Source organism: Plantactinospora sp. ZYX-F-223, assembly GCF_039649625.1.
Classification (GTDB): Bacteria; Actinomycetota; Actinomycetes; order Mycobacteriales; family Micromonosporaceae; genus Plantactinospora.
Genome location: NZ_JBDJAV010000037.1, coordinates 60,331 through 84,455, shown reverse-complemented (window position 1 = coordinate 84,455; position 24,125 = coordinate 60,331). Strand labels below are relative to the sequence as shown.

Here is a 24,125-nt window from a genome sequence, read left to right as displayed (position 1 = left end):
AGTAATGCGATCCATCTTCTTCCGCAGTCCGCTCCGCCAGCTCTTCGTGCGGTCGCCGGGTGCGACAGTTTCCCGGGCGCCGGGCCGGCGGATCGGGGCGGTCGCGGTCCTGCTCGGACTGACCGCGGCCCTGCTCGCCGGTACGGCATCGCCGGCCAGCGCGGCGATCATCACCGTCCAGGACGGCTTCGAGGGCAACCAGGCGGCGAACTGGAGCTTCACCCACGTCGGTGACGGCACCGGCGGGATCAGTTCGCTGCAGACCCACAACGGGGTCAAGGACGGCTTCATCTCGATGCGCAGCGCCGGCTTCTCCTCGGTCGGCCGGCGGGTCTTCCTGCCGCCGACCACGAGCTGCACGGCGGGCATCTGGGTCAACCCGGTGCTGGCCACCCAGCAGATCAACTTCGAGATCATCGAGCCGAACAGCTTCACGTACGTGGCGCTGAAGACGGTGGTGCTCAGCGGTGCCGCGCCGTACACCTTCGTCTCCACCTCGTGGAACCACGGCCCGACGGACATCCTGGTCCGGGTCTCGCTGATCGGCGTCAACGGCGTGACGCTGGGGACCTGGGTCGACGACCTGGGCATCCTCTGCCACACCTGAGCCGTCGCCGTATGACGCAATCGGGTGCCGTCCCTGCCAGGGGCGGCACCCGCCGTCGGTCGACTGTCGAGCTGCCCCGTCCGTGCGCCCAGCCGCCCGGCTCACCGTGTGGTCAGCCCGGTATCCCGGCCGCGACCCAGCGCCGGATCTGGGCGGCGGCCTGATCGGCGACGGGGTTGCCGGCAGGGCGGGTCACCAGGTCGCTGAGCGCGAACATGTCCAGGATCCGGCCCAGGTACGCCCAGTCGTCCGGCAGCGGCAGGTCGGCCGGCTGGTGACCGGCGAAGCCGGCCCGGAAGCCGTCGACGAACTCGGCCGGATAGTCGGGGCCGAACCGCAGCATGTTGCCGGCGTCGGCGTACGGGCAGCCGGCGTAGCTGAACTCCCAGTCCAGTACGGCGGCCACCCGCCAGCCTCCACCGTTGACGCTGACCAGGATGTTCTTCGGGTTGATGTCGGCGTGCACCAGTCGGGCGTGCGCGTCCACCCGGGTCAGCGCCGGGGCGTGCTCCGCGCAGAGCTTCACCCAGTCATCCCGGGTGGCCCGGTCGAGCCGACCCGCCTGAACCGCGTCCATGCAACTCGCCGCGACCTCGGGCAACTGCGCCGACCACGGGCGTTCGCCGCGTACCGTGAGCTGCCCGTCGGCGAAGAACCCCGGCCGGTCGTACGGCACCGTGCCGATGCCGGCGACCACCCGGCCCACCTCGGCGCCGAGGTCGCCCAGCGGTGGCCCGGTCGACCCGTCGGCGCCGAGCACCTGCTCCAGCGGGGTGCCCGAGACGTATTCGAGCACCATCGCGGGGCGGCCGTCCGGCTCCCCGGCGGCGGCCGGTACGACGAGCAGCACCTCGGGTACCGGGACGTGCCGACGGGCCGTCGCCATCACCGCCGCCTCGACGGCCGGGTCCGGGCCGCCCAGCCGGACGACGACCTGGCCGTCGGAGAGGGTGACCAGGCAGGTCTCGTGGGAGAAACCGCCGGCCAGCCGCCGGGTGGTCAGCACCGTGCTGCCCAGCGCATCGGCGATCGTGTGGATCTCGTCCCAGGTCTGTCGACGGCGGCTGGGCTTCCGCGCCGTCACTCGTCCTCGACCCAGTCCAGGGTGCGGGCCACCGCCTTGCGCCAGTTGCGCAGCTCGCGCTCCCGGTGCGCCGGGTCCATCGCCGGGGCCCAGTCGGCGTCCTGTCGCCACTGGGCCCGCAGCGTCGCCAGGTCCGGCCAGAAGCCGACCGCCAGGCCGGCGGCGTACGCGGCACCGAGGCAGGTGGTCTCGCTGACCTTCGGGCGGACCACCGGTACGTCGAGCACGTCGGCGAGGAACTGCATCAGCAGGTTGTTGGCGGTCATCCCGCCGTCGACCCGGAGCCGGCGCAGCGCCACGTCCGAGTCGGCGTTCATCGCGTCGACCACCTCGCGGGTCTGCCAGGCGCTCGCCTCCAGCACGGCCCGGGCGAGGTGGCCCTTGGTGACGTAGCCGGTCAGGCCGGCGATGACGCCCCGGGCATCGCTGCGCCAGTGCGGCGCGAACAGCCCGGAGAAGGCCGGTACGACGTAGCAGCCGCCGTTGTCCTGCACGGTCCGGGCCAGTTTCTCGATCTCCGGTGCGCTGGAGATCAGCCCGAGGTTGTCCCGCAGCCACTGCACCAGCGACCCGGTGACCGCGATCGCCCCTTCCAGGGCGTACGTCGCCGGCTGGTCCCCGATCCGGTAGCCGACCGTGCTGAGCAGCCCGTGCCGGGAGGTCACCGGGCTCTCGCCGGTGTTGAGCAGCAGGAAGCTCCCGGTGCCGTACGTGCACTTGGCCTCGCCGGGGTGGAAGCAGGTCTGCCCGAACAGTGCCGCCTGCTGGTCGCCGAGTGCGCTGGCCACCGGCACCCCGGCCAGCGGCCCGGTGCCGGAGGGGCCGTCGGCGGTGCCGGAGAGGCCGTCGGCGGTGCCGTAGACCTCCGCCGACGAGCGGATCTCCGGCAGCATCCCGGCCGGGATGCCGAGCACGTCGAGGATCTCCGGATCCCAGTCGAGGGTCCGCAGGTCCATCAGCAGCGTCCGGCTGGCGTTGGTCACGTCGGTGACGTGTCGTCCGGTCAACTTCCAGATCAGCCAACTGTCCATCGTGCCGAAGAGCACCTCGCCCCGGCCGGCCCGGTCCCGCAGACCGTCGACGTTGTCGAGCAGCCAGCGCAGCTTCGGCCCGGAGAAGTAGGTGGCCAGCGGCAGCCCGGTGCGATCCCGGAAGCGCTGCTCGCCGTACTCGGCGTCGAGCCGGCGCAGCAGCGGCGCGGTGCGGGTGTCCTGCCAGACGATGGCGTGGTGCACCGGCCGACCGGTGGCCCGGTCCCACACCACCGTGGTCTCCCGCTGGTTGGTGATGCCGATCGCGGCGAGCCGGTCGGCGCCGATTCCCGCCTCGGCCAGCGCCTCCGGCACCACCTGGCAGACCGCGGCCCAGATCTCCTCGGCGTCGTGCTCGACCCAGCCCGGTCGGGGAAAGATCTGCCGGTGTTCCCGCTGGGCCATCGACACGACGCCGCCCTCGGAGTCGAAGACGATGCAGCGGGACGAGGTGGTGCCCTGATCGATCGCGGCGACGAACTGACCGGTCATGCGCAGCACCGTACCCGCCGCCGGAGCCGCCGTCACCCGGCCCCGGAGCCGCCGTCACGCGCTGCTGGAGTCGCCGTCACGCGCCGCTGGAGCCGCCGTCACGCGCTGCTGGAGTCGCCGTCACGCGCTGCTGGAGCCGCCGTCACGCGCTGCTGGAGCCGGCGCCAGCCGGCCGTGCCATCGCCCGCGCCGGAGCTGGCCGCAGCTGCGGGAGGCGGGGTCACCCCGTCGGCTGTGCGGGGCCGGCGGGGCTCAGGTTGGCGCTGATCCGCACGGTGGTGCCCTCCGGACCGCTGCGCACCAGCATCTCGTCGCTGAGCTGCCGGGCCAGCCAGAGCCCCCAGCCGCCGGCGATCTCCGGGACGGGTCGCCGCCGGTCGTCGAGCCGGTCGGCCCCGATGCCGGACCCGGTGTCGGAGACGAGGCAGTAGAGAACCCCTCCGGTACGCCACAGCCGCAGCCAGCCCCGCCCGCCGCCGTGCCGTACCGCGTTGGTCATCAGTTCGTTGATGGCGAGCACGAAGTCGTCCAGCCGCGCGCCGCCCAGACCGGCTGCCTCGGCGCAGCCGGCGACAGTGTGTCGGACCTCGGTCACCCGGTCGCCGTCGAAGGTCTCGGCGAGCAGTGGCGGGGATCCGCTCGACGCGACAGCGGTGGGCGCGAGGGGATCTATGTCGCTCATGGCCGTCCCACCGCTGGTCGTCGAGTCCTTTCGTGGCTTTCCCACCCTACGTCAGGGTATGTAGCTGCGCATCCGAGCGCCGAGGTCGGCGCGGCCGGGTGTGCGGGGTCGTCCCGCCGGGGAGGCTGTGCGATGGTCGGTCGGTGCCGGACTCGTCGAGCGACGCGCCGGGCGGCCGCCGCCGCGACCCGCCGGGCAGTCTCCAGGCGCCGCTGTGGCGGTCCATCGCCGTCTACCGGTTCGCCGCCCTGGCGTACGTCGCGGTGCTGGCGGTACGGAACCTGAACGACTACACCCATCCGGTGTCGGGTGCGGTGCTGCTGCTGGCGATGACCGGCTGGACGGTGTTCAGCGGCTACGCGTACGCCGATCCGGTCTGGCGGCGCTGGCCACTGCTCCTGGCCGACCTGGCCGTGGTGCTGGCGGTGGTGGTCGCCGCTCCCCTGGTGGTCGGCCGGGACGTCATGGACGACGGCGGGATACCCCCGCCCAGCGTCGCCTGGCTGGCCGGGCCGGTACTCGCCTGGGCGGTCTCCGGCGGCCGGCGGCGCGGCGTGGTGGCGGCACTGGTGATCGGCGGTACCGACCTGGTGGCCCGGGAGCGGTTCGCCCAGGCGTCGCTGACCGGCGCCGCGCTGATGCTGCTGGCCGGGATCGCCGTCGGGCACGTCGTCCGGCTCGCCGTGGTCGCGGAGGAGCGGTTGCAGCAGGCCGTCGAGTTGGAGGCGGCGACCCGGGAGCGGGAGCGGCTGGCCCGGGGGATCCACGACTCCGTTCTCCAGGTGCTGGCGCTGGTCCAGCGCCGGGGCGCACACCTCGACGGCGAGGCCGGTGAGCTGGCCCGACTCGCCGGCGAGCAGGAGGCGGCGCTGCGGTCGCTGATCGCGAGCCGGGCCCCGACCGGGCTGGACCGGCAGGAGATCGACCTGCGCTCGCTGCTCGGCCGGTACGCCTCGGCCACGGTTTCGATCGCCGCCCCGGCGACGCCGGTGCCGCTGCCCGCCGGAGTCGCCGGCGAGATCGCGGCGGCGGTGGGCGCGGCCCTGGACAACGTGGCCCGGCACGGCGGCGGGCGGGGCTGGGTGCTGGTCGAGGACGACCCGGCGGCGGTCACCGTCTCGGTCCGCGACGACGGGCCCGGGATCCCGCCGGGGCGGCTCGACGAGGCAGCCGGTCAGGGGCGGCTCGGCGTGGTCCAGTCGATCGAGGGGCGGATCGCCGACCTCGGCGGTACGGTCCGGATCAGCACCGCCCCGGGCGAGGGGACCGAGGTCGAACTGCGGATACCCCGTGGCCGCGCGATCCCGGAGCAGCGCACGGACCGGTGACCACTCGGCCGGACGGCCCCCGAGCAGCGCACGGACCGGTGGCCGTACGGCCGGACGGTGCCGGGGCGGTGGACGGATTCGTGACGGTGCGGACAGGTCGGGCTCGTCTAGGCTCGCCGGTGTGACCGACGAGGGCGTGCCGGCAGTCCGGGTGATGGTGGTCGACGACCATCCGATGTGGAGGGAAGGGGTGGCCCGCGACCTCACCGAGGCCGGCTACCACGTCGTCGCCACCACCGGTGAGGGGAGGCAGGCGGTCCGGGTCGCCCCGGCCACCCGGCCCGACGTCGTCGTACTCGACCTGCAACTGCCGGACGTCTCCGGCGTCGAGGTGCTCCGGGCCCTGCTGGCCGAACTGCCCGGGGTGCGGGTGCTGATGCTCTCGGCCAGCGGCGAACAGCAGGACGTGCTCGACGCGGTGAAGGCCGGGGCCACCGGCTACCTGCTCAAGTCGGCCGGGCCGGTGGAGTTCCTGGACGCGGTCCGGCGTACCGCCGCCGGGGACGCGGTCTTCACGCCGGGGCTGGCCGGTCTGGTGCTCGGGGAGTACCGGCGGATCGCCGCCGCGCCGGCACCCGGCGACGACCTGCCCCGGCTGACCGAACGGGAGACCGAGGTGCTCCGGCTGGTCGCCAAGGGGTTGTCCTACAAGCGGATCGCCGACCGGCTCGGTCTGTCGCACCGCACGGTGCAGAACCACGTGCAGAACACGCTCGGCAAGCTGCAACTGCACAACCGGGTCGAACTCACCCGCTACGCCATCGAGCAGGGGCTCGACGACTGAACCTTTTCCACCTGGACCGCGCGGCGCTTACGCACCGCGTCCGGCCTTGCGGTCCGTCGGACCGCATGGGGAGGTTGAAAAAGGTTCACTGATCTGCGGGGCGAGGCCGGGCACGGCGGTCCGCGCGGGAGGCCGGGTCACGGCGGCGGCTGGGTCTCGTTGATCGCCAACTCCTCGGCGCTCGCGCCGCCGCCCGCCGCACCCCGGTCGAAGGCGACGGAGTCGGTCTCGTCGTCGTCCCGGGCGCCCTCGTCCGGTTCCACCAGCCGGCCGATCGGACCGCCGCCCGGCGCGTCGCCGAGGTTGCCGTGGTCGTAGATCGAGACCGCGGAGTGCGGGTCGGAGGTGGGACCGGGATCCAGCACATCCGCGTCGAGCTGTGCCTCGGCGGCGGCCTCGTCACTGTCCGCCTCGCCGGAGATCGCCTGGTCGACCGGGCCGGCCCGCGGATCGTCGACCGGCAGTTCGGGTTGCTCCTGGGCGAGCTTGTAGTCCAGCGGCTCGCCGTCGGCCTGCTCCTCGGCGGTGTTGCCGTACCGGTCCAGCGCCAGCGGCCGGTCGGTCGGAAGCGCGGCGGGATCCCAGCCGTCCGCCTCTCGACCGGTCGCGACGTCGTCACCGGCCGTCGAGTCGTCGTCGGCGGTGCCGGGCAGGCCCTCCGCCTCCGGGTCGGACACGGGCGTCGGAAACTCGTCATCGCGCATGACAGATCACTACCCGCTCCCGGGGTAACCGTAACCGGGCGAAGGTGGACCAGGCGCCCGGCCGACCGCTGCCGCCGCGCGCCGTTTCCCGGATCGGCGGGCGGGGATGGGATCGGCGACCGCTGGCGTCCGGCCGACGCGGACCGGGCGGGCGGGTGCGGACAGGCGGGGTGGGCCGGCGGATCCGGTGCGAGCTGATCCGGTGGGAATCGCGCGCTTCACGGTCGGCCGGCCCGGTGCGGATTAGCCGGCGACGAAACGGGAAGGACGGCGACGGCACGGTCGGTGACCGGCTCCCGCGACGCCGGCCGTCGGCGACGGGTGGCCGGGCCGGTGGGGTCGGCGGACCGGTTTGCCAGGTTTCCGCTCGGTCCGCCGTGGTTAATGGGAGCCTCTGATCGAACGGCCCTAGCCCGCCCTAGCCGTCGCTGGAGGTGACCCATGCGCGTTGGCCTCGTCTGCGCACACGCCGGCCCGCCGCAGGAGCGTCGCGGCCAGTTCGCCGGCACGCACCAGCACGTGGCCCGGGTGGCCGCCGAGCTGACCGGACGCGGCCACGACGTACGGGTGTACGAGCGGCTCGACGACCCCGACGCACCGCCGACCACCGAGATCGGCGGGTACCGGGTGGAACGGGTGCCGGTGGGTCCGTCCCGGCGTACCGCCACCGGCGAACTGGTGCCGCACGTGCCGGAACTCGGCCGCTGGCTGACCGACCGCTGGGCCGGGGACTGGGCACCCGAGGTGGTGCACGGGCACTTCTGGATCGGCGGGCTGGCGGCGGCGAGCGCCGTCCGGGACACCGTCATCCCGGTCGTGCAGACCTTCCACTCGCTCGGCGTCGAGCAGCTCCGCCACCTCGGCGAGGCGTACCGCGGGCCGGGCGAGCGGATTCCGCTGGAGCTGGCGCTGACCCGGGCGGTCGACATGGCGGTGGCGCAGTGCACCGACGAGGTCGACGAGCTGACCCGGATGGGGTTGCAGCGCGCCTCCGTGGTGGTGGTGCCGGCGGGCGTGGACACCGAACTGTTCGCCCCGGAGGGCGAGGCGGTGTCCCGGGACAGGCGACCGCGCATCCTGGCCGCCGGCGGCCTGGAGCCGGGACACGGGCAGGAGGATCTGATCCGGGCGTTGCGGCTGGTCGGGGACGTCGAGCTGGTCATCGCCGGCGGCCCGCCCGCCGACAACCTGGGCAACCACGCCGAGGCCCGGCGGCTGCGGGAACTCGCCGAGCAGAGCGGGGTCGCCGACCAGATCAGGCTGGTCGGCTCGGTGCCGCACGACCAGATGCCCGCCTGGTACCGCTCCGCCGACGTGGTGGCCTGCACTCCCCGGTACGCCTCTGCCGGCCGCATCCCGCTGGAGGCGATGGCCTGCGGGGTGCCGGTGGTGGGCTACTCGATGGGCGGCATCGTGGACACCGTCGTCGACGAGGTCACCGGCCGGCTCGTCCCGCCCGGCGACGTACGCGGGCTGGGCGTGACGCTGCGCCGGCTGCTCGCCGCCGACGCGGAGCGGTTCGCGTACGGGCACGCGGCGGTGGACCGGGTGCGGTGCAGCTACACCTGGGACCGTACGGCCGGCGCGCTGGAGCGCCTCTACGAGCGGGTGGTACGCCGCCGCCAGCCCGCGCCGAGCTGATCGACCGGCCCGGACCGTAGCCGCCGGCCGATCGGGCCGGAGGGTCGCCGCTGGCTGGCCCGCGGCGAGCCGACGGTCAGCGCCGGGGGACCGGTGCGATCGAGGTGGACCGGGGCCGGCTCGGCGCGGTCGACCTCGGCGGTCGTGCGGCGGGGAGGGCCGGCAGCGCGGCCGGGGATCGCGCGGGCAGTTCCCTGCCCCGCTGGTCGGGCAGCAGGGTGTGCTGGTGCTGCGGCTCGGCGTACCGGGTCAGGCCGAGCACCGCGACCAGGGTGATCAGGAAGCCGACCCCGGCCAGCCACTCCCGGCCCGGCCAGATCCGGTCACCGAGCAGCAGCAGGCCGACGATCGCCGCCGGTACCGCCCCGGCGGCGTCCATCGCGGCCACCGCCGCGGTGGTCGAGCCGCGCTGCATCGCCAGGCCGAGCAGCAACTGGCCGACGATCGAGTGCACGATCAGCAGGTAGAGCAGGGGATCCTGGAGGAAAGCGTCGAACGAGTGCACCGAGGCGAGCGGCCGGGCGGCGACTGCGGCGGCCGAGAACGCCAACCCGGCCAGCGCGCCGAGCGCCACCGAACCCGGCACGCCGTGCAGGCGTACGGCGGGAAAACCGAGCGCGCCGATCACGCCGAGCGCGGCGACCAGGGCGACCACCCCGGCGGTCCCGAGCTGCCGGGACGGCGCCGGTTTCGCGGCCAGCACCAGCGCGGTGATCCCGGCCAGCAGGAGCACCAGCAGCAGGACCTCGGCGGCCGGCAGCCGCCACTTGAGCACCAGCACCCCGAGCAGGGCGGTGACGCCGAGCCCGGCCGCCACGCTCGCCTGGACCAGGAAGAGCGGCAGGTCGCGCCGGGCCAGGAAGGCGAGGACGAAGCCGAGCATCTGGCAGGTCAGCCCGACCAGATAGCTGCGGTGCCCGACCAGCCGCAGCAGCAGCCCGGGGTCGAAGGTGTGGTGCAGGGCCGTCCGGGTCGCGGCCACCGACTGGAGCAGGTTGGCCACGCCGTACGCGGCGATCATGGCCGCGAGGAAGCACCAACCGGTGGACACCACCTGGCGAGGATAGAGGCTGCCGCGCCGCTTCGCTCGGCCGGCTAGCCGAGCCGGTCGAGCAGATCCTGGTGCAGTTTGCCGTTGCTGGCGATCGCGCTGCCGCCGCCCGGGCCGGGGCGTCCGGCCAGGTCGGTGAAGGTGCCGCCGGCCTCGGTCACGATCGGGATCAGTGCGGCCAGGTCCCACAGCGACAGCTCCGGCTCGGCCATCGCGTCGACCGCCCCCTCGGCGACCAGCATGTAGCCGTAGAAGTCTCCGTACGCCCGGCTCCGCCACACCGTCCGGATGATGTCGAGCATCGGGTCGAGCCGGCCGGTCTCCTCCCAGCCGTTCAGCGAGGAGTAGCAGAAGCTGGCGTCGGCGAGCCGGCCCACCCCGGAGACCCGGATCGGGGTGGCCGCCGCCTGGTGCTTGCCCGCGTACGCCCCGAGGCCGGTCGCCGCCCACCAGCGGCGACCGAGGGCCGGTGCGGAGACCAGGCCGACGACCGGGACGTCGCCGTCCATCAGCGAGATCAGGGTGGCCCAGATCGGCACTCCCCGGACGAAGTTCTTGGTGCCGTCGATCGGGTCGATCACCCACTGCCGAGGGCCGGCTCCGGCGGGTGCGGCGGAGGCGCCGTACTCCTCGCCGAGCACGCCGTCCCGGGGCCGGGTGCGGGCCAGGGTGGCCCGGACGGCCCGCTCCACGGCGGTGTCGGCGTCGGTGACCGGCGTCAGATCCGGTTTCGCCTCCACGTGCAGATCCAGGGCCCGGAACCGGGCCATCGAGATCGAGTCGGCGGTGTCGGCGAGCATGTGCGCCAGGGACAGGTCGTCCGCGTACCGGGCCATGGCGGAAACCTACTCGATCCGGTCCAGCCGGGTGCGCTAGCATCCCGCGCCGTGGCCACCGAACCGATTTCCGACGCGTCCCCCGAAATGCTGATCGGCCTGCTGGCCGAGCCGGACCGGCTGGCCGCCTTCGCCGCCGTGGTGCTCGGCGCGGGCGAGGTGGTCGAGGTGGCGGAGCGGACCGGGCTGCCCGCCCGGACCGTGCTCGCCGCGCTGCGCCGGCTGGAGTCCGGCGGCCTGGTCGAGACGGTGGACGGCCGGGCGGTCGCCCTGGTCGGGGCGTTCAAGGAGGCGGTACGCGCCCATCCGCCCGCCTCCGGTGAGCCCGACGCGGAGTTGGACCCGGACCGGGCCACCGCCACGGTGCTCCGGGCCTTCCTCCGGGACGGCCGGATCTCCCAGATGCCGGCCGCACACGGCAAGCGCCGGCTGCTGCTGGAACACGTGGTGACGACCTTCGAGCCGGGCGTGCGCTACTCCGAACGGGAGGTGAACACCCTGCTCCAAGCCTGGTACGACGACTACGCCGCGCTGCGCCGCTATCTGGTCGACGAGGTGCTGCTGACCCGCCGGGACGGCGTCTACTGGCGCAGCGGCGGCCCGGTCGACCTCGACCCGGGCCCGACCGCGAGCGACCCGGACGGGCTGCCCGGCTAGCCGCCCCGGCGGAGCCCCTCGATGTCGGCGGAACTACTCGATTTCGCCGGCCCGGGAGGCCAGCAGCCGGCGGTACGACGCCAGCCGGCGCGGGTCGGCGTTGCCGGCCGCCACCCAGGCGTCCAGCGCGCAGTCGGCCTCGTCCGGGGTGTGCTCGCAGTTCGGCGGGCACTCCACGGTCCCCTCGACCAGGTCGGGGAAGCCGTGCAGCAGGCTCTCGGCCGAGACGTGCGCCAGGCCGAAGCTGCGGATCCCCGGAGTGTCGACGATCCAGCCGGGATGCACCCGCCGGTTGCCCCGCAGCGACGGTAGGCGCAGCGCGACGGCGCTGGTGGAGGTGTGCCGGCCCCGCCCGATCGCGCTGACCGTGCCGACCGCCCGGTCCGCCTCCGGCACCAGCCGGTTCACCAGCGTCGACTTGCCCACCCCGGAGTGCCCGACCATGACCGAGATCCGCTCGGCGAGCAGCCCGCGCAGCTCGTCGAGGTCCGAGCCGGGTCCGACGAGTACGTGTCGCAGGTCCAGTTCCGTGTAGTAGCCGAGCACCTCGTCGGGCGGCGCCAGATCCGCCTTGGTCAGGCAGAGCAGCGGCTCGATGTCGGCGTCGTACGCCGCCACCAGGCACCGGTCGATGAACCCGGTCCGCGGCGGCGGGTCGGCCAGCGAGCTGACGATCACGAGCTGGTCGGCGTTGGCCACGACGACCCGTTCGAGCCGCCCCTCGGCGGTGGTCTCGTCGTCGTCGGCGGTACGCCGCAGCACGGAGGTCCGCTCGGCGATCCGGACGATCCGGGCCAGTGCTCCCGCCGCCCCGGAGGTGTCCCCGACCAGTGCGACCCGGTCGCCGACGACCACCGACTTCCGGCCCAGTTCGCGGGCCCGCATCGCGGTGACCGTCCCGCCGTCGGTCCGGTCGCCGCGCCCGGCCCCCGGGTCGTCACCGACCACGCAGGTGTAGCGGCCCCGGTCCACGGCGATCACGAAGCCGTCGACCGCGTCGGAGTGCCGGGGCCTGGTCCGGGTACGCGGGCGCGACGAACGTCCGGGTCGTACCCGTACGTCCTCCTCGTCGTACTCCCGCCGTTTGCCCGCCAGCTCCGCTCCCCGTCTCGTCTTCCGGCGGCGGCGATCAGCGAGGGGGACGGATCGGTCCCGGCTACCGGCGCCCGTCGCCGCCGGTCACCATCGTCGACCATAGTGCCGGGAACTCGGGCATGGTTTTGGAGGTACACGCCACATCGTCCAATTCGATACCCGGCACGGCGAGCCCGATCACCGCCGCCGCGTGGGCCATCCGGTGGTCGGCGTAGGTCCGGAAGGCGGCGCCGCGCAGCGGCCGGGGCCGGATCTCCAGCCCGTCGGCGGTGTCGGTGACGTCGGCACCGAGCCCGTTCAACTCCCGGGCCAGCGCAGCCAGCCGGTCGGTTTCGTGGCCCCGGATGTGTGCCACGCCACGCAGCCGGGACGGCGAGTCGGCCAGTACGGCGAGCGCGGCCAGCACCGGCGTGAACTCGCTGACGTCGGAGAGGTCGGCGTCCAGCCCCCGGATCACCCCGGTGCCGCGCACGGTGAGGCCGTCGGTGCCCAGGATCACCTCGCCGCCCATCCGGGAGAGCAGTTCGCGCAGCGTGTCGACCGGTTGCAGGCTGCTGCGCGGCCAGCCGAGCAGGGTCACCGCGCCCCCGGTGACCAGCGCGGCGGCGAAGAACGGCACCGCGCCGGAGAGGTCCGGCTCGATGTCCCAGCCGCGCCCGGAGAGCCGACCCGGCTCCACCGCCCAGACGTCCGGGCTGGCGTCGTCGACCGCGGCACCGGCGGCCCGGAGCATCTGCACGGTCATCCGCAGGTGTGGCGCGGACGGGACCGGCGGGCCGACGTGCCGGACCACGATCCCGTGCGCGAACCGGGCCCCGCCGAGCAGCAGCCCGGAGACGAACTGGCTGGACGCCGAGGCGTCGATCACCACCTCGCCGCCGCGCACCTGACCGGCGCCCTGCACGGTCAGCGGCAGGCTGGCGCCCTCGGTGGTGTCGATGCGTACCCCGATGGAGCGGAGCGCCGCGACCAGCGGGCCGAGCGGGCGGAGTCGCGCGTGCGGGTCGCCGTCGAAGGTGACCGGCCCCTCGGCCAGCCCGGCGACCGGCGGGACGAACCGCATGACCGTGCCGGAGAGGCCGACGTCGACGTGCGCCGGGCCCTGGAGCGGGTGGGGCCGGACCAGCCACCGCTCGTCGTCCACGGTGGAGACGTGCGCGCCCATCGCACGCAGCCCGCCGGCCATCAGCTCGGTGTCCCGGGCGCGCAGCGGGTGACGCAGCGTGGAGGGGCCGTCGGCCACCGCGCTGAGCACCAGCGCCCGGGCCGTCAACGACTTGGAGCCGGGCAGCCGCAGCGTCGAGGCGACCGGGTCGGTCGCGGTCGGCGCGGTCCAGGGCTCGAGCGGGCGGACCGCCGTCAGGTTCGGCACCGGTACATTCTGCCCCGACAGCGGGCGTACCGGATCGGAGCCTCGGCCCCTCCCGCCTGACGGGACGGCCGGCCGGCACCGGAGGCGGGCTGAGCGGGACGGCCGGCCGGCGCCGGAGGCGCTAGCGTGGCCACCATGTGCGGCAGGTACGCGACCACCCGCAGCGCGGCCGATCTGAGCGCTCTCTTCGAGGCGTTCGACGAGACCGGTGGCCGGCTCGCGGCCGACTACAACGTCGCGCCGACCGATCCGGTGCCGATCGTGCGCGTCTGCGCCGACTCGGGCGGTTCGCTGCTCTCCGTGGCCCGTTGGGGCCTGCTGCCGCACTGGGCCAAGGACACCCGGGGCGCCGCCCGCATGATCAATGCCCGCGCCGAGACGGTCGCCACCACCCGGGCGTACGCGCACGCGTTCGCCCGGCGTCGCTGCCTCGTCCCGGCCGACGGCTGGTACGAGTGGGTCCGCCAAGATGGCGGCAAGCAGGCGTACTTCATGACTCCGCGCGACGGCGGGGTGCTCGCCTTCGCCGGCCTCTGGTCGGTCTGGCACGGTGCCGGCGACCCGCTGCTCACCACCAGCGTGGTCACCACGGCCGCGCTCGGCGAACTGGCCCTGGTGCACGACCGGATGCCGCTGCTGCTGCCCCGGCAGCGCTGGTCCGACTGGCTCGACGGCGACGACGACCCGGCCCTGCTACTCGCACCGCCGGACGAGAAAACGCTGGCCGCGATCGAGATCCGGCCGGTCGGCAGGGCTGTCGGAGACGTCCGGAACGACGGCCCGGAACTCGTCGCCCGGGTCACCGCCGCGCCGCTGCGGGCGTTACCAGAAGAGCCGGTCGCATCGACACTGTTCTGACTCCGGAACCGGGTATTTGCCTGCACCGATTTGCCACTGTTCGGGGTGGATCGTCAGCCGGAGTTTTCCACACCTTTGCTGAGAGCCCTTGTCACGCATAGTGGTGGTGCGATAGAACACAGCGCCGGCAGTGGGTGTCGGCTCGCACCGGGCGAGCGGCACTCATCGATCTTCGTCGGTCCCACGGGGGAGGTGGGTGAATGACACGGGCGCGGATGCCACGCCCGCACGAGGTCGCCGCGGCGCGTCGAGACCCGAGGTTGCTTCGGGCACTCAGCGAGCGGCGCCTGGACGATGCCTGGCGTACCCGGGGGGTGTGCCAGAGCGTGGACCCGGAGACATTTTTCCCGGCACCCAGCGAGCCGGCCGACTCGGCCGTCGCGCTGTGCCGGACCTGTGACGTGCAGGGACCCTGCCTCGCCTGGGCGCTTGAGGTGGGTGACTGTCACGGGGTATGGGGAGCGACCACGCCGCGTGAACGCCGGGCGATGCTGGTCGCCTGGCGAGACCAGGTGGAGCGTGACCCGGATGCGGTCGTCGACGCCGGGCCACCGGTCCGGGACCGCCTGCTGACCCTCGTACCGCTCAGCTCCAGCCGCCGCTGACCCGGCCACCGACCGGGCAGCACCGGTCGCCGGCAGGTCAGGTCAGGTCGGGCCGGACCGGGTCGACACCGTCGATCGGGCGCGGGTGGTGGCACCGGACCAGCTAACCGGTGGTGGCACCGGACCGGCTACCGGCGGTGACACCGGGCGACCCGGCCGGGTTGCCATACAGTGGCGCCGTGCAGTGCGGAGACGAGATCGACACTCCACGCGGCCCCGCCCGGGTGGACGTCGACCTGCCGCGTCCCGAGCCGACCACCCTGCTGGTGCTGGGGCACGGCGCGGGCGGCAGCGTGGACGCACCGGACCTGGTCGCGCTCCGGGACGCGGCGGTCGGGGCCGGGGTCGCGGTGGCCAGGGTGACCCAGCCGTACCGGGTCGCCGGGCGGCGGGCACCGGCCCCCGCCGGCCAGCTCGACGAGGCCTGGGTGGCGGTCGTCACCGAGCTGCTGGGCCGCCACCACGCGGCACCCACCCTGGTCGTCGGCGGCCGGTCCAGCGGTGCCCGGGTCGCCTGCCGCACCGCCGGCATCCTCGGCGCGTCCGGGGTCGTCGCGCTCGCCTTTCCGCTCCATCCGCCCGGCCGGCCCGAGCGGTCCCGGGCGGCGGAGCTGCGTACCGGAGTACCGACCCTGGTGGTGAACGGCGATCGGGACCCGTTCGGCGTACCGGCCGCGGAGCCTGGGGTCCGGGTGGAGGTACGGCCGGGCGAACGGCACGACCTGCGCGTCGACCCGGCGGGAACGGCCGAGCTGGTGCTCGGCTGGCTGCGCGAGCGCGGCTGGGCGGGCTGAGGCGGTGGCCGACCGGCCGTTTCTGTCCTGCCGGCGTGATCGTTGCTCCAACTGATGCCGGACACCGCCTGCGATTCTGCGAATCGGACGTGGCGCCCGGTTTCGTCCTCCCAGGCCCTTCCTGGTCCCAGTCGTGGGTAGTCCGAACGGATTGGCCACGGCCGGGGCCAGGGATGGGCGGTGGACGGAATGCCTCGCCCGGTACGGCGGTTACAACTCCCGGAAGCAAGTGGAGCCACAAGGGGGTTTGCCCGGTGTCGACCGAGACACGGAGCCTGGAGCACGACCGCGAGGCGCGGTGGCCCGACCGGAGGCGGAACGGTCCTCCCTCCCGGTCGTCGGGTGACCGGCCCGGGGTGGGTACCGCCACCGCCCGAACCGAGTCGCCGGGCCGCGCTTTCCGCGTATCCTCGGCGGGACAGCCGAATAACGCTGCGGTGGTGGGGAAGAAGATCACCGCGCCGGTTCGGTACCGAGGCGAGGGAGACGGCCGGTTGACAGCGGAGAAGACGGACGAGCGTAGGGCCCGGTTCGAACGTGACGCGCTGCCCTTCGTCGACCAGTTGTACGCCGCCGGCCTGCGGATGACCCGCAACCCCGCCGACGCGGAGGATCTGGTCCAGGAGACCTTCCTGAAGGCGTTCGCCGCGTTCCACCAGTTCGAAGAGGGTACGAACCTCAAGGCGTGGCTCTACCGGATCCTGACCAACACCTACATCAACTCCTACCGTCGGCGGCAGCGGCAACCCGTGCAGGCGCCTACCGAGGAGATCACCGACTGGCAGCTCGCCGAGGCGGAGTCGCACACCTCCAGCGGGCTGCGCTCGGCCGAGACGGAGGCGCTGGACCGGCTTCCGGACAGCGACGTGAAAGAGGCGTTGCAGCAGCTTCCGGAGGAGTTCCGGCTCGCCGTCTACCTCACCGACGTCGAGGGGTTCTCCTACAAGGAGGTCGCCGACATCATGGGGACGCCGATCGGCACCGTGATGTCCCGGCTGCACCGTGGCCGGCGGAACCTACGGAAGCTGCTTGAGCGCTACGCTGCCGAGCGGGGCTTCTCGTCCGCCCCGTCGACCAGGTCCGCTGCCGCTGGCCGGGAGGTGTGAGCGAATGAGCTGCGGTGAACCGCACGAGACGGACTGCCGTGAGGTCCTCACCGAGGTATATCTCTACCTCGACCTCGAATGCGCGGACGAGCGGCGCAACCTGATCCGGGACCATCTCGACGAGTGCTCGCCCTGCCTGCGCGAGTACGGCATCGAGCAGGAGGTCAAGGCGCTGGTCGCGCGCTGCTGCGGCAACGAGACCGCGCCAGCCGACCTTCGGGAACGGCTGCGGGTCCGACTGGCCGAGCTGGTCTTCGAGACCGACTCCCGGGAATATCTCGCCGACTGAACCGTCCTGAACCGTGCGGCGGTTACGCACTGCGTCCGACCCTGCGATCCGCCGGACCGCAGGGGGAGGTTGAAGGGTTCACTGAGCGGGCGATCCGTCGGGGCACTGCCGCCGTGGCGGATCGCCGGGCGGGCCGGGATCTGGCGAGCGCGATGTCGCGATCGCCGACGGTCCCGTGCCCTGCCCGGCCGCCCAGGCTGGCGCCGAGCTCAGGAGTTGGGGCGCTTGCCGTGGTTGGCGGCGCTCTTCTTCCGCGCCTTCTTCTTCCGTGACTTCTTCGCCATGCTGACCTCCGTCCGTTTTCGTGGGCGGCGCCGACCACCGTCGTCGACCGCCCGTTTCCGCTCGCGCCGGGCAATCCTCCCATGGTCGCCGCGCGGCCCTGCCGAGGCGGTGTGCCCGGCACACCCCGCGGGTGCACGCCCGCCCGCGAACGCACGCCCTTTCGGTAGCGCCCGCCCCCTGGTGCTCGGCGGACCCGGCCGGCGACTGACCGCCACCGTGCCGGCCTTGGCGGCGATCAGTCGCATGATTGGATACGTCGCAGGGCAACAGTCACGACGAGGGGGAACCCATGGCCGAGGAGATCCGCGCCGAGATGGTGGCGAACGTCTGGAAGGTCGTGGCCGCGGCCGGCGATACGGTGTCCGAGGGCGACACGCTGGTGATCCTCGAATCCATGAAGATGGAGATCCCGGTGGTGGCCGAGTCGGACGGGGTGCTCCGGCAACTCGCCGTGCACGAGGGCGACGTCGTGCAGGACGGCGACCTGATCGCCGTGATCGAATGAACCTTCTTCAACTTCCCCCTGCGGTCCGTCGTGGCCGCAGGGGGAAGCCGGGGCGCACGCGCCGCGCGGTTCAGGTTGAAAAAGGTTCAATGACCGGCCGCCGGGCAGGTCGCCCGGCGGGACCCGTCCGGGGCAGCGACCCGGGCGACGGCATGACCCGACGGAGCGAGGAAGCGGCATGACCAACCTGGTGGTCCGGATCGCCGAGCCGGCCGACTTCGACGCGATCGCCCGGCTCACCGTGGCGGCGTACCGGGCGGACGGGCAACTCGACGGCGACCACACGTACGAGCAGGTGCTCACCGACGTACCGGCTCGGGCCGGCGCCGGCGAGCTGCTGGTCGCCGCCGACGAGGCCACCGGTGAGCTGCTCGGCGCCGTGCTGTTCGTGCTCCCCGGTTCGGCGTACGCCGAGCTGTCCGGGCCCGGCGAGGCGGAGTTCCGGATGCTGGCGGTGGACCCGGGCGCGCAGGGCCGGGGTGTTGGCAAGGCGCTGGTCCGGGCCTGCCTGGACCGGGCGAGGTCGCTCGGCTGTGCCCGGGTGGTGATCTGCACCCGCAGCTTCTCCACCCCCGCGCACCGGCTCTACGCGGGGTTCGGTTTCGTCCGTACGCCGGACCGGGACTGGTCGCCCGCCCCCGGGGTGGACCTGCTCGCGCTCCGCCTCGACCTGACCCCCGCGCCGACCGTGCTGCGGGAGCCGAGCCGGGGCTGAGACCCGGAGCCGGAGGTTAGCCGGCTGCGGCGGTCGGAGTGCTGTCCGCCTCGGGTTCCGGCTCGTCGGGCCGGGTGGGGTTCTCGCCGATCCGGTCGAGCAGCTCGTTGGCGATCTCCAGCGCGAGTTCCTGCCGTTCCCTGGAGCTGATCTCGCCGCGTAGCGCGAAGAGACTGCCGTGTACGGAGAAGAGCGCCAGCGTCGCCCGGAGCTGTCCGGCCGGCGACGGGTCGGCCCGGGCGAGCAGCTCGGCGATCCGCAGCATCCGGTCCCGCATCATCTGGCCGGCGGGATGGTGCTTGACCACCGTCCGGTTCTGCTCGAAGAACTGCATCACGTTGCGACCGTCGTCGCCGAAGAACTCCTCGCAGTAGCGGCGCAGCGTCGTCCGGCGGCCGACCGCGTCGACCGGCTGCTCCGCAGCCCACTCGATCAGCCGGTCCAGCCGCTCGACTCGGTCGGACACGAAGCTGTCGACGATGTCGTCCTTGCTCTTGAAGTGGTAATAGAGGGCCGCCTTGGTGACGCCCAGCCGTTCGGCGATCTCCCGTAGTGAGGTCTTCTCGTAGCCCTGCTCGGTGAAGAGTTCCAGGGCCACGGCCTGGATCCGGGACCGCGTGTCACCTGTGCTGCCGGTCACCCGGACCACCTCTCGTAATCGCTTGACGTGAACCCGGCGCCCAGCTTACCGTACGGCAGGTAGAATCACTAGCCGGTCGGCAAGTAAGCGGTTGCACCCAGGGGGAGAGCCTACCGATGACCACGATGGCGGATGCGCCGCAACGACCAGTCAACATCAGAGTCGTCCTCGGCGGCCTGATGATCGCGATGATGCTCGCGATGCTCGACAACATGATCGTCAGCACCGCGCTGCCGAGGATCGTCGGCGAGTTCGGCGGACTCAACCACTTCACCTGGGTGGTCACGGCCTACGTGCTCGGGTCGACCGTCTCCACCCCGATCTGGGGCAAACTCGGCGACCTGTACGGCCGCAAGACCGTCTTCCTCAGCTCGATCGTGCTGTTCCTGTTCGGGTCGGCGCTCTGCGGGATGGCCGGTTCGGCGATGCTCGGCGGCCCCGGCGACGGGATGATGGAGCTGATCGCCTTCCGCGCGGTGCAGGGCCTCGGCGCGGGCGGCCTGATGGTCGGCGTGATGGCGATCATCGGTGACCTGGTCCCGCCCCGGGAGCGGGGTCGCTACCAGGGCATGATCGCCGGCATCATGGCCATTGCCATGGTGGCCGGTCCGCTGGTCGGCGGCTTCATCACCGACCACCTCTCCTGGCGGTGGGCGTTCTACGTCAACCTGCCGCTCGGCGGCGTGGCGCTGATCCTGCTGGCCACCAGGATGCACCTGCCGAAGTACCGCACCGAGCACCGGATCGACTGGCTCGGCGCCGCGCTGCTCTCGGTCGGGATCACCGCGATCGTGCTGGTCACCACCTGGGGCGGCAACGAGTACGACTGGATCTCCGGCCAGATTCTCGGCCTGGCCGCCGTCGCCGCGCTCTCGCTGATCGCCTTCGCCGTGGTCGAGCGGCGGGTGCCGGAGCCGATCCTGCCGCTGAGCCTCTTCGCCAACCGCAACTTCGCGGTGATCTCGGTGATCGGCTTCCTGCTCGGCTTCGCGATGTTCGGCTCGATGAACTTCCTGCCGCTGTTCCAGCAGACCGTGCAGGGCGCCTCCGCGACCAACAGCGGGCTGCTGCTGCTGCCGCTGATGTTCGGCATGCTGGTGGTGTCGATCGTGGTCGGCCGGGCGATCACCAGGACCGGCCGCTACCGGGCCTTCCCGATCGTCGGCGGGATCGTGATGACTGCCGGGATGGCGCTGCTGGCCATGCTCGACGTCGACACCGGCAAGCTGGAGTCCTCGCTCTACATGATCGTGCTCGGTGTCGGGATGGGCTTCCTGATGCAGACCTCGATGCTGATCGCGCAGAACAGCGTGGAGCAGAAGGACCTCGGCGCGGCGAGCGGCGCGGCCACCTTCTTCCGGTCGATCGGCGGCTCGTTCGGGATCTCGCTCTTCGGGGCGGTCTTCGCCAACCGGCTGGCCGACTCGCCCGCCGGGCCGATGATGGCCGGCGGCGAGGGCGCCGGAGTCGACCCGGCCGCGTTGCGGGCGCTGCCGCCGGAGCAGCAGCACGCGGTGCTCAGCGGTCTCGCCGACGCGATCGGGGTGGTCTTCGTCTGGGCGGTACCGTTCGCGCTGGCTGTGGCCGTGCTGGCCTGGTTCGTCAAGGAGATCCCGCTGCGCGGCGGTCCCGCCTCCGCGGCCGACACTCCCGAGGAGCAGGCGGAGACCGCCCTGGCCAGCCCGCCCGTACGCTGACCTCCGCCCCGGCGCCGTTCCTGTCGACAGGGACGGCGCCGCCTTCGTCTCCCAGACCCGACCCGCCCTGCGGAACTCGGGCCCCGGCGACCGGCCGTGCGGAGTTTCAGCCGTGGGACCCGACCGGCCGTGCGGAGTTTCGGCCGCGGAACCCGGCGCGCTGTGCGGAGTTTCAGCCGTGCCGGGTGAACCGCCGCCACATCCGGTCCAGCAGCCGGCCGAACCGGCGCTGCCGGGGCGCCACCGCAGTGCCGTCCCGGCCGAGCAGCAGCCGGGCGGTGTCGACTGCGGTCGGCTCGGCGGCCGGGGTGGCCAGCACGAGCTGGGCCAGCGAACGCAGCACGGTGACCGGCCGCCGCTGTGCCACCTCGACCGCGTCACCGAACCGACCGGCGGCGACCCGGGCCACCTCGGTACGCACCGACGGGTCCACCCAGGCGGCGGTGACCAGGGCGAACAGGGCCGCCTCGGTGACCCAGTCCTCGACGCCCCAGATCAGGTCGAGCAGTACTCTGCGCCGGGTCGAGTCCGGCCACGGCTCGTCGGTGCGGTGGTGCAGCAGCCCGAGGCAGACCCAGACCTGGACACAGCGCACCCAGAGTGTCGGGTCGTGCCGGCTCAGCGTACGGCCCAGTTCGGTCGGTGGCGGTGCCGGCGGATGGGCCAGCAGGCCGAGCAGGTCGTCGAGTTCGAGCGTGGCGAGCCCGACCGCCGCGTCGTAGGCGGCCGGCGGATGCGGCCAGGCGGGGTGAGCCAACTGCTGGATCCGGCGTACCGCCGCGTCGGTCGGCTCCGGCACGGCCGGTACGGCGGTGATGCCGGCGTACCGCCAGAGCTGGTGCCCGACCGGGCGGCGTGGCTCGCGCAGATCCGGCTCCGGGGTGGCGGCGACGGTGACGACCAGGGCCGGGGCCGCCCCGTGCAGCGTACGCATCGCGCTGGGCGGCTCCAGCCCGTCCAGCGGCAGCCGGGCGCCGTCGGCCGGTTCGCCGGTGGCCAGCCGCTGCCGCAGCGCCACCGCCACCGTCTCGGTGGCTGGCGGGACCCGGCCCAGCCACGGCTGGTTCTGGCAGCACTCGGCGAGGTCACTGTGCTCGTGCGAGTCGTCCGGATGGTCCCGCTGGAAGTCGGCCAGCGCCACCAGGTGGCCGAGGTCGCCGTCCCGGCGGTAGCGCAGCCGGTGACCGGTGTGCACCGCGCAGTCGAAGGACGGGTCCCGGGCCAGCGCCCGGTCGATCCAGTCCAGCGCCTCGCCGAGCCGGCCGTGGTCGGCGAGGGTGCCGGCGATGTCGGCGTACACCGAGAGGTCGTCGGGGTCGTGGTCGACGGCCCGGCGCAGCGCGGCGAGCGCCTCGGTGGTCCGCCCGGCGCTGCGGTAGGCGTAGCCGAGCCACACCTCGGAGAGCTTCGACGGCAGTTCCCGGGCCCCCCGGCCGGCCCATTCGACGGCCTGGCCGACCGCGCCGACCCGGCGGGCCAGCGCGGATGCCGCGCCGAGCAGCAGGCCGTGCCGGGGATGTGCCGCCACGGCGTGCCGGGCCAGCCGCAGGTAGGGCCAGAGCGGTTCGCGGGCGGTCTCCGGCACCGGGTCGGAGATGCCGGCGCAGACCTGCATCAGCACCCGGGCGATCCGGTCCGGATCGAGCAGGCCGGGGAGTTCGGGGGCGCTCACCCAGGGCACGCCGGCCCAGTCGGCCGAGGGGACGTGACCGGTGGCGGCGGCGAGCAGTTCCAGCCCGTCGCCGGGGCGCCCGGCGGCGGCGAGCAGGTGCGCGCGGGCCACCACGGTACCGATGAACGGGTGCTGGTCGAGCGGGAAGAGCTCGACCCCGCCGCCGGACCGGGCGGCGAGCTGGGCGAGCGCCTCGTGCACCTCCGGCATGGTCGGGGCGTACGCGATCGCTCCGGCCAGGTGACCGGCGGCGTGCCGGAGGTCGCCCTCGTCCAGCGCCAGCCGGGCCAGCGCGAGTTCCCCCTCGGCCGAGAGCCGGGGGTCGTCCGTTCCCTCGGGCACCGAGTCGACCCTTCGTACGTGGAATTTCCCCTGGGTTGGGGAGCCTAGGGCATGGTGACGGCGGTTGGTGATCTACTGCGCAAAGCTGATCGTTAGATTGCTCTGAAGCGTCCAATCGTGCAAGGCTGAGCATGGAACGCGCGGGAAACGCGCATGAGGAGGTCATCGTGGCGCAACCGGGAGCCGGCATGGCGGCGGACATCGCCGAGCAGCCGGAAGGCTTCGCGCGACTGCTGGAACCGGCCTCGACGGCCGCGATCGCGCAGGTGGCGGCCGTGATCGCGGAACGCCGGCCGAAGCACGTGGTGTTCACCGCACGCGGCACCTCGGACCACGCGGCGCTGTACGCGGCGTACCTGACCGAGATCCGGCTCGGGCTTCCCGCCGGGCTCGCCTCGCCAAGCACCATCACCGTCTTCGGCGCCCGGCCTGACCTGTCCGAGGCTCTGGTCGTCGGGGTGAGCCAGAGCGGCGGGTCACCCGACCTGACCGAGGTGCTGCGGGTGGCCCGGGAGGCCGGTGCGCTGACCCTGGCGGTGACCAACGCGCCCGACTCCCCGCTGACCGGCGCGGCCGAACTCGCGATCGACGTGGCCGCCGGGCACGAACGGGCGGTCGCCGCGACCAAGACGTACACCGCCGAACTGCTCGCGCTGCTGCTACTGGTCGAGGGGATCCGGGCCGGGGACGGGGTGGTGCCCGCCGAGGAGCGGGCCGGGCTGGCGGCGCTGCCGGAACTGGCTGCCCGTACCCTCGCCGACCCGGCGCCGGGGCAGCTCGCCGCCCGCTACCGCTTCGCGGACCGGATGGTCACCACCGGCCGGGGGTACGCGTACCCGACCGCCCGGGAGGCGGCGCTGAAGCTGATGGAGACCTCCTACCTGCCGGCGCTCGCCTTCTCCGGCGCCGACCTGCTGCACGGCCCGCTGGCGATGACCGATCCGGACGTACCGGTGCTGGCCGTCGTCGGTGCCGGGCCCGGCGGCACCGCCATGCGCGAGGTGGTCGCCAAGGTCGGCGAACGCGGCGCGGACCTGGTGGTGGTCGGGCCGGCCGGGGTCGCCGGAGCCGCCGCCCAGCTACCCGTGCCGGAGGTCGACGAGCGGTACGCCCCGCTGCTGGACATCCTGCCGGTGCAGCGGCTCGCCCTCGCGCTGGCACTGGCCCGGGGCGAGGATCCCGACGCCCCGCGCGGACTGCACAAGGTGACCGCGACGCTCTGACCCGCTCGGCGAACCCGTGCTGCCGCCGGT

The 24,125-nt window shown here is 73.4% G+C and carries 24 protein-coding genes; 14 read left to right on the top strand and 10 right to left on the bottom strand.

Annotation, left to right across the window (positions count from 1 at the left end; all coding sequences use genetic code 11):
• The first annotated feature begins 4 nt into the window (after window positions 1-4).
• A complete protein-coding gene (locus AAH979_RS31110) occupies window positions 5-607 on the top strand; it encodes a hypothetical protein (RefSeq protein WP_346261695.1) in 603 nt (200 codons plus the stop codon).
• 112 nt (window positions 608-719) lie between these two features.
• Here AAH979_RS31110 and AAH979_RS31105 read toward each other — a convergent pair whose 3' ends face one another.
• From AAH979_RS31105 to AAH979_RS31095, 3 genes are all read right to left on the bottom strand, one after another.
• The gene (locus AAH979_RS31105; protein ID WP_346261694.1) at window positions 720-1,691 is read right to left on the bottom strand and encodes a phosphotransferase; all 972 of its coding nucleotides are present in this window, start codon (window positions 1,689-1,691) and stop codon (window positions 720-722) included.
• Entirely contained in the window at window positions 1,688-3,214 is a 1,527-nt protein-coding gene (gene glpK / locus AAH979_RS31100) for a glycerol kinase GlpK (protein ID WP_346261693.1), read from the bottom strand. The genes AAH979_RS31105 and glpK overlap by 4 nt, the downstream gene beginning before the upstream one ends.
• Before the next feature lie 220 nt (window positions 3,215-3,434).
• A complete protein-coding gene (locus AAH979_RS31095; protein WP_346261692.1) occupies window positions 3,435-3,896 on the bottom strand; it encodes an ATP-binding protein in 462 nt (153 codons plus the stop codon).
• A 143-nt stretch (window positions 3,897-4,039) separates the two neighbouring features.
• Here AAH979_RS31095 and AAH979_RS31090 point away from each other — a divergent pair, with 143 nt between their 5' ends.
• Entirely contained in the window at window positions 4,040-5,224 is a 1,185-nt protein-coding gene (locus AAH979_RS31090; RefSeq protein WP_346261691.1) for a DUF5931 domain-containing protein, read from the top strand.
• Window positions 5,225-5,378: 154 nt separating this feature from the next.
• Window positions 5,379-6,008, top strand: coding sequence for a response regulator transcription factor (locus AAH979_RS31085; RefSeq protein WP_346261713.1), 630 nt, complete (start codon window positions 5,379-5,381; stop codon window positions 6,006-6,008).
• Window positions 6,009-6,145: 137 nt separating this feature from the next.
• Here AAH979_RS31085 and AAH979_RS31080 read toward each other — a convergent pair whose 3' ends face one another.
• The gene (locus AAH979_RS31080) at window positions 6,146-6,712 is read right to left on the bottom strand and encodes a DUF5709 domain-containing protein (protein ID WP_346261690.1); all 567 of its coding nucleotides are present in this window, start codon (window positions 6,710-6,712) and stop codon (window positions 6,146-6,148) included.
• Between the two features lie 441 nt (window positions 6,713-7,153).
• Here AAH979_RS31080 and AAH979_RS31075 point away from each other — a divergent pair, with 441 nt between their 5' ends.
• Window positions 7,154-8,353 carry a glycosyltransferase gene (locus AAH979_RS31075; protein WP_346261689.1) on the top strand — a complete coding sequence of 400 codons (1,200 nt, stop codon included), beginning with the start codon at window positions 7,154-7,156 and terminating at the stop codon, window positions 8,351-8,353.
• Window positions 8,354-8,429: 76 nt separating this feature from the next.
• Here the strand turns inward: AAH979_RS31075 and AAH979_RS31070 are convergent, their stop codons facing one another.
• Both AAH979_RS31070 and hisN read right to left on the bottom strand, forming a co-directional pair.
• A complete protein-coding gene (locus AAH979_RS31070; protein ID WP_346261712.1) occupies window positions 8,430-9,374 on the bottom strand; it encodes a hypothetical protein in 945 nt (314 codons plus the stop codon).
• Window positions 9,375-9,448: 74 nt separating this feature from the next.
• On the bottom strand, window positions 9,449-10,240 hold the full coding sequence (hisN, locus tag AAH979_RS31065; RefSeq protein WP_346261688.1) for a histidinol-phosphatase: 792 nt from the start codon (window positions 10,238-10,240) through the stop codon (window positions 9,449-9,451).
• A 51-nt stretch (window positions 10,241-10,291) separates the two neighbouring features.
• On the opposite strand from hisN, the gene AAH979_RS31060 reads away from it, so the two are divergent.
• A complete protein-coding gene (locus tag AAH979_RS31060; protein ID WP_346261687.1) occupies window positions 10,292-10,897 on the top strand; it encodes a DUF2087 domain-containing protein in 606 nt (201 codons plus the stop codon).
• Window positions 10,898-10,930: 33 nt separating this feature from the next.
• Here AAH979_RS31060 and rsgA read toward each other — a convergent pair whose 3' ends face one another.
• The gene (gene rsgA / locus AAH979_RS31055) at window positions 10,931-11,878 is read right to left on the bottom strand and encodes a ribosome small subunit-dependent GTPase A (protein WP_346261686.1); all 948 of its coding nucleotides are present in this window, start codon (window positions 11,876-11,878) and stop codon (window positions 10,931-10,933) included.
• A gap of 175 nt (window positions 11,879-12,053) precedes the next feature.
• Window positions 12,054-13,364, bottom strand: coding sequence for a 3-phosphoshikimate 1-carboxyvinyltransferase (gene aroA / locus AAH979_RS31050; RefSeq protein ID WP_346261685.1), 1,311 nt, complete (start codon window positions 13,362-13,364; stop codon window positions 12,054-12,056).
• Window positions 13,365-13,499: 135 nt separating this feature from the next.
• Here aroA and AAH979_RS31045 point away from each other — a divergent pair, with 135 nt between their 5' ends.
• The 7 genes from AAH979_RS31045 (at window position 13,500) to AAH979_RS31015 (ending at window position 18,521) form a co-directional block, all read left to right on the top strand.
• The gene (locus AAH979_RS31045; RefSeq protein ID WP_346261684.1) at window positions 13,500-14,222 is read left to right on the top strand and encodes an SOS response-associated peptidase; all 723 of its coding nucleotides are present in this window, start codon (window positions 13,500-13,502) and stop codon (window positions 14,220-14,222) included.
• A 200-nt stretch (window positions 14,223-14,422) separates the two neighbouring features.
• Entirely contained in the window at window positions 14,423-14,827 is a 405-nt protein-coding gene (locus tag AAH979_RS31040) for a WhiB family transcriptional regulator (protein WP_346261683.1), read from the top strand.
• 179 nt (window positions 14,828-15,006) lie between these two features.
• A complete protein-coding gene (locus AAH979_RS31035; protein ID WP_346261682.1) occupies window positions 15,007-15,621 on the top strand; it encodes an alpha/beta family hydrolase in 615 nt (204 codons plus the stop codon).
• 254 nt (window positions 15,622-15,875) lie between these two features.
• Window positions 15,876-16,727 (top strand): sigma-70 family RNA polymerase sigma factor, encoded by an 852-nt coding sequence (locus AAH979_RS31030; RefSeq protein WP_346261681.1) that lies wholly within the window; start codon window positions 15,876-15,878, stop codon window positions 16,725-16,727.
• 4 nt (window positions 16,728-16,731) lie between these two features.
• The gene (gene rsrA, locus AAH979_RS31025) at window positions 16,732-17,016 is read left to right on the top strand and encodes a mycothiol system anti-sigma-R factor (RefSeq protein WP_318402708.1); all 285 of its coding nucleotides are present in this window, start codon (window positions 16,732-16,734) and stop codon (window positions 17,014-17,016) included.
• Window positions 17,017-17,590: 574 nt separating this feature from the next.
• Complete coding sequence (locus AAH979_RS31020) at window positions 17,591-17,806, top strand: biotin/lipoyl-binding carrier protein (RefSeq protein WP_318402703.1); 216 nt, start codon at window positions 17,591-17,593, stop codon at window positions 17,804-17,806.
• Window positions 17,807-17,984: 178 nt separating this feature from the next.
• Window positions 17,985-18,521 (top strand): GNAT family N-acetyltransferase, encoded by a 537-nt coding sequence (locus tag AAH979_RS31015; protein ID WP_346261680.1) that lies wholly within the window; start codon window positions 17,985-17,987, stop codon window positions 18,519-18,521.
• A gap of 16 nt (window positions 18,522-18,537) precedes the next feature.
• Here AAH979_RS31015 and AAH979_RS31010 read toward each other — a convergent pair whose 3' ends face one another.
• Window positions 18,538-19,161: a TetR/AcrR family transcriptional regulator gene (locus AAH979_RS31010; RefSeq protein ID WP_346261679.1), complete on the bottom strand. Its 624-nt coding sequence runs from the start codon at window positions 19,159-19,161 to the stop codon at window positions 18,538-18,540.
• Window positions 19,162-19,286: 125 nt separating this feature from the next.
• Here AAH979_RS31010 and AAH979_RS31005 point away from each other — a divergent pair, with 125 nt between their 5' ends.
• Entirely contained in the window at window positions 19,287-20,858 is a 1,572-nt protein-coding gene (locus tag AAH979_RS31005; RefSeq protein ID WP_346261711.1) for an MDR family MFS transporter, read from the top strand.
• Between the two features lie 172 nt (window positions 20,859-21,030).
• On the opposite strand, the gene AAH979_RS31000 is transcribed toward AAH979_RS31005, so the two are convergent.
• Window positions 21,031-22,872, bottom strand: coding sequence for a tetratricopeptide repeat protein (locus AAH979_RS31000; protein WP_346261678.1), 1,842 nt, complete (start codon window positions 22,870-22,872; stop codon window positions 21,031-21,033).
• A 188-nt stretch (window positions 22,873-23,060) separates the two neighbouring features.
• Between AAH979_RS31000 and AAH979_RS30995 the strand changes: the two genes are divergently transcribed.
• Window positions 23,061-24,095: an SIS domain-containing protein gene (locus AAH979_RS30995; RefSeq protein ID WP_346261710.1), complete on the top strand. Its 1,035-nt coding sequence runs from the start codon at window positions 23,061-23,063 to the stop codon at window positions 24,093-24,095.
• The last annotated feature ends 30 nt before the right edge of the window (window positions 24,096-24,125 follow it).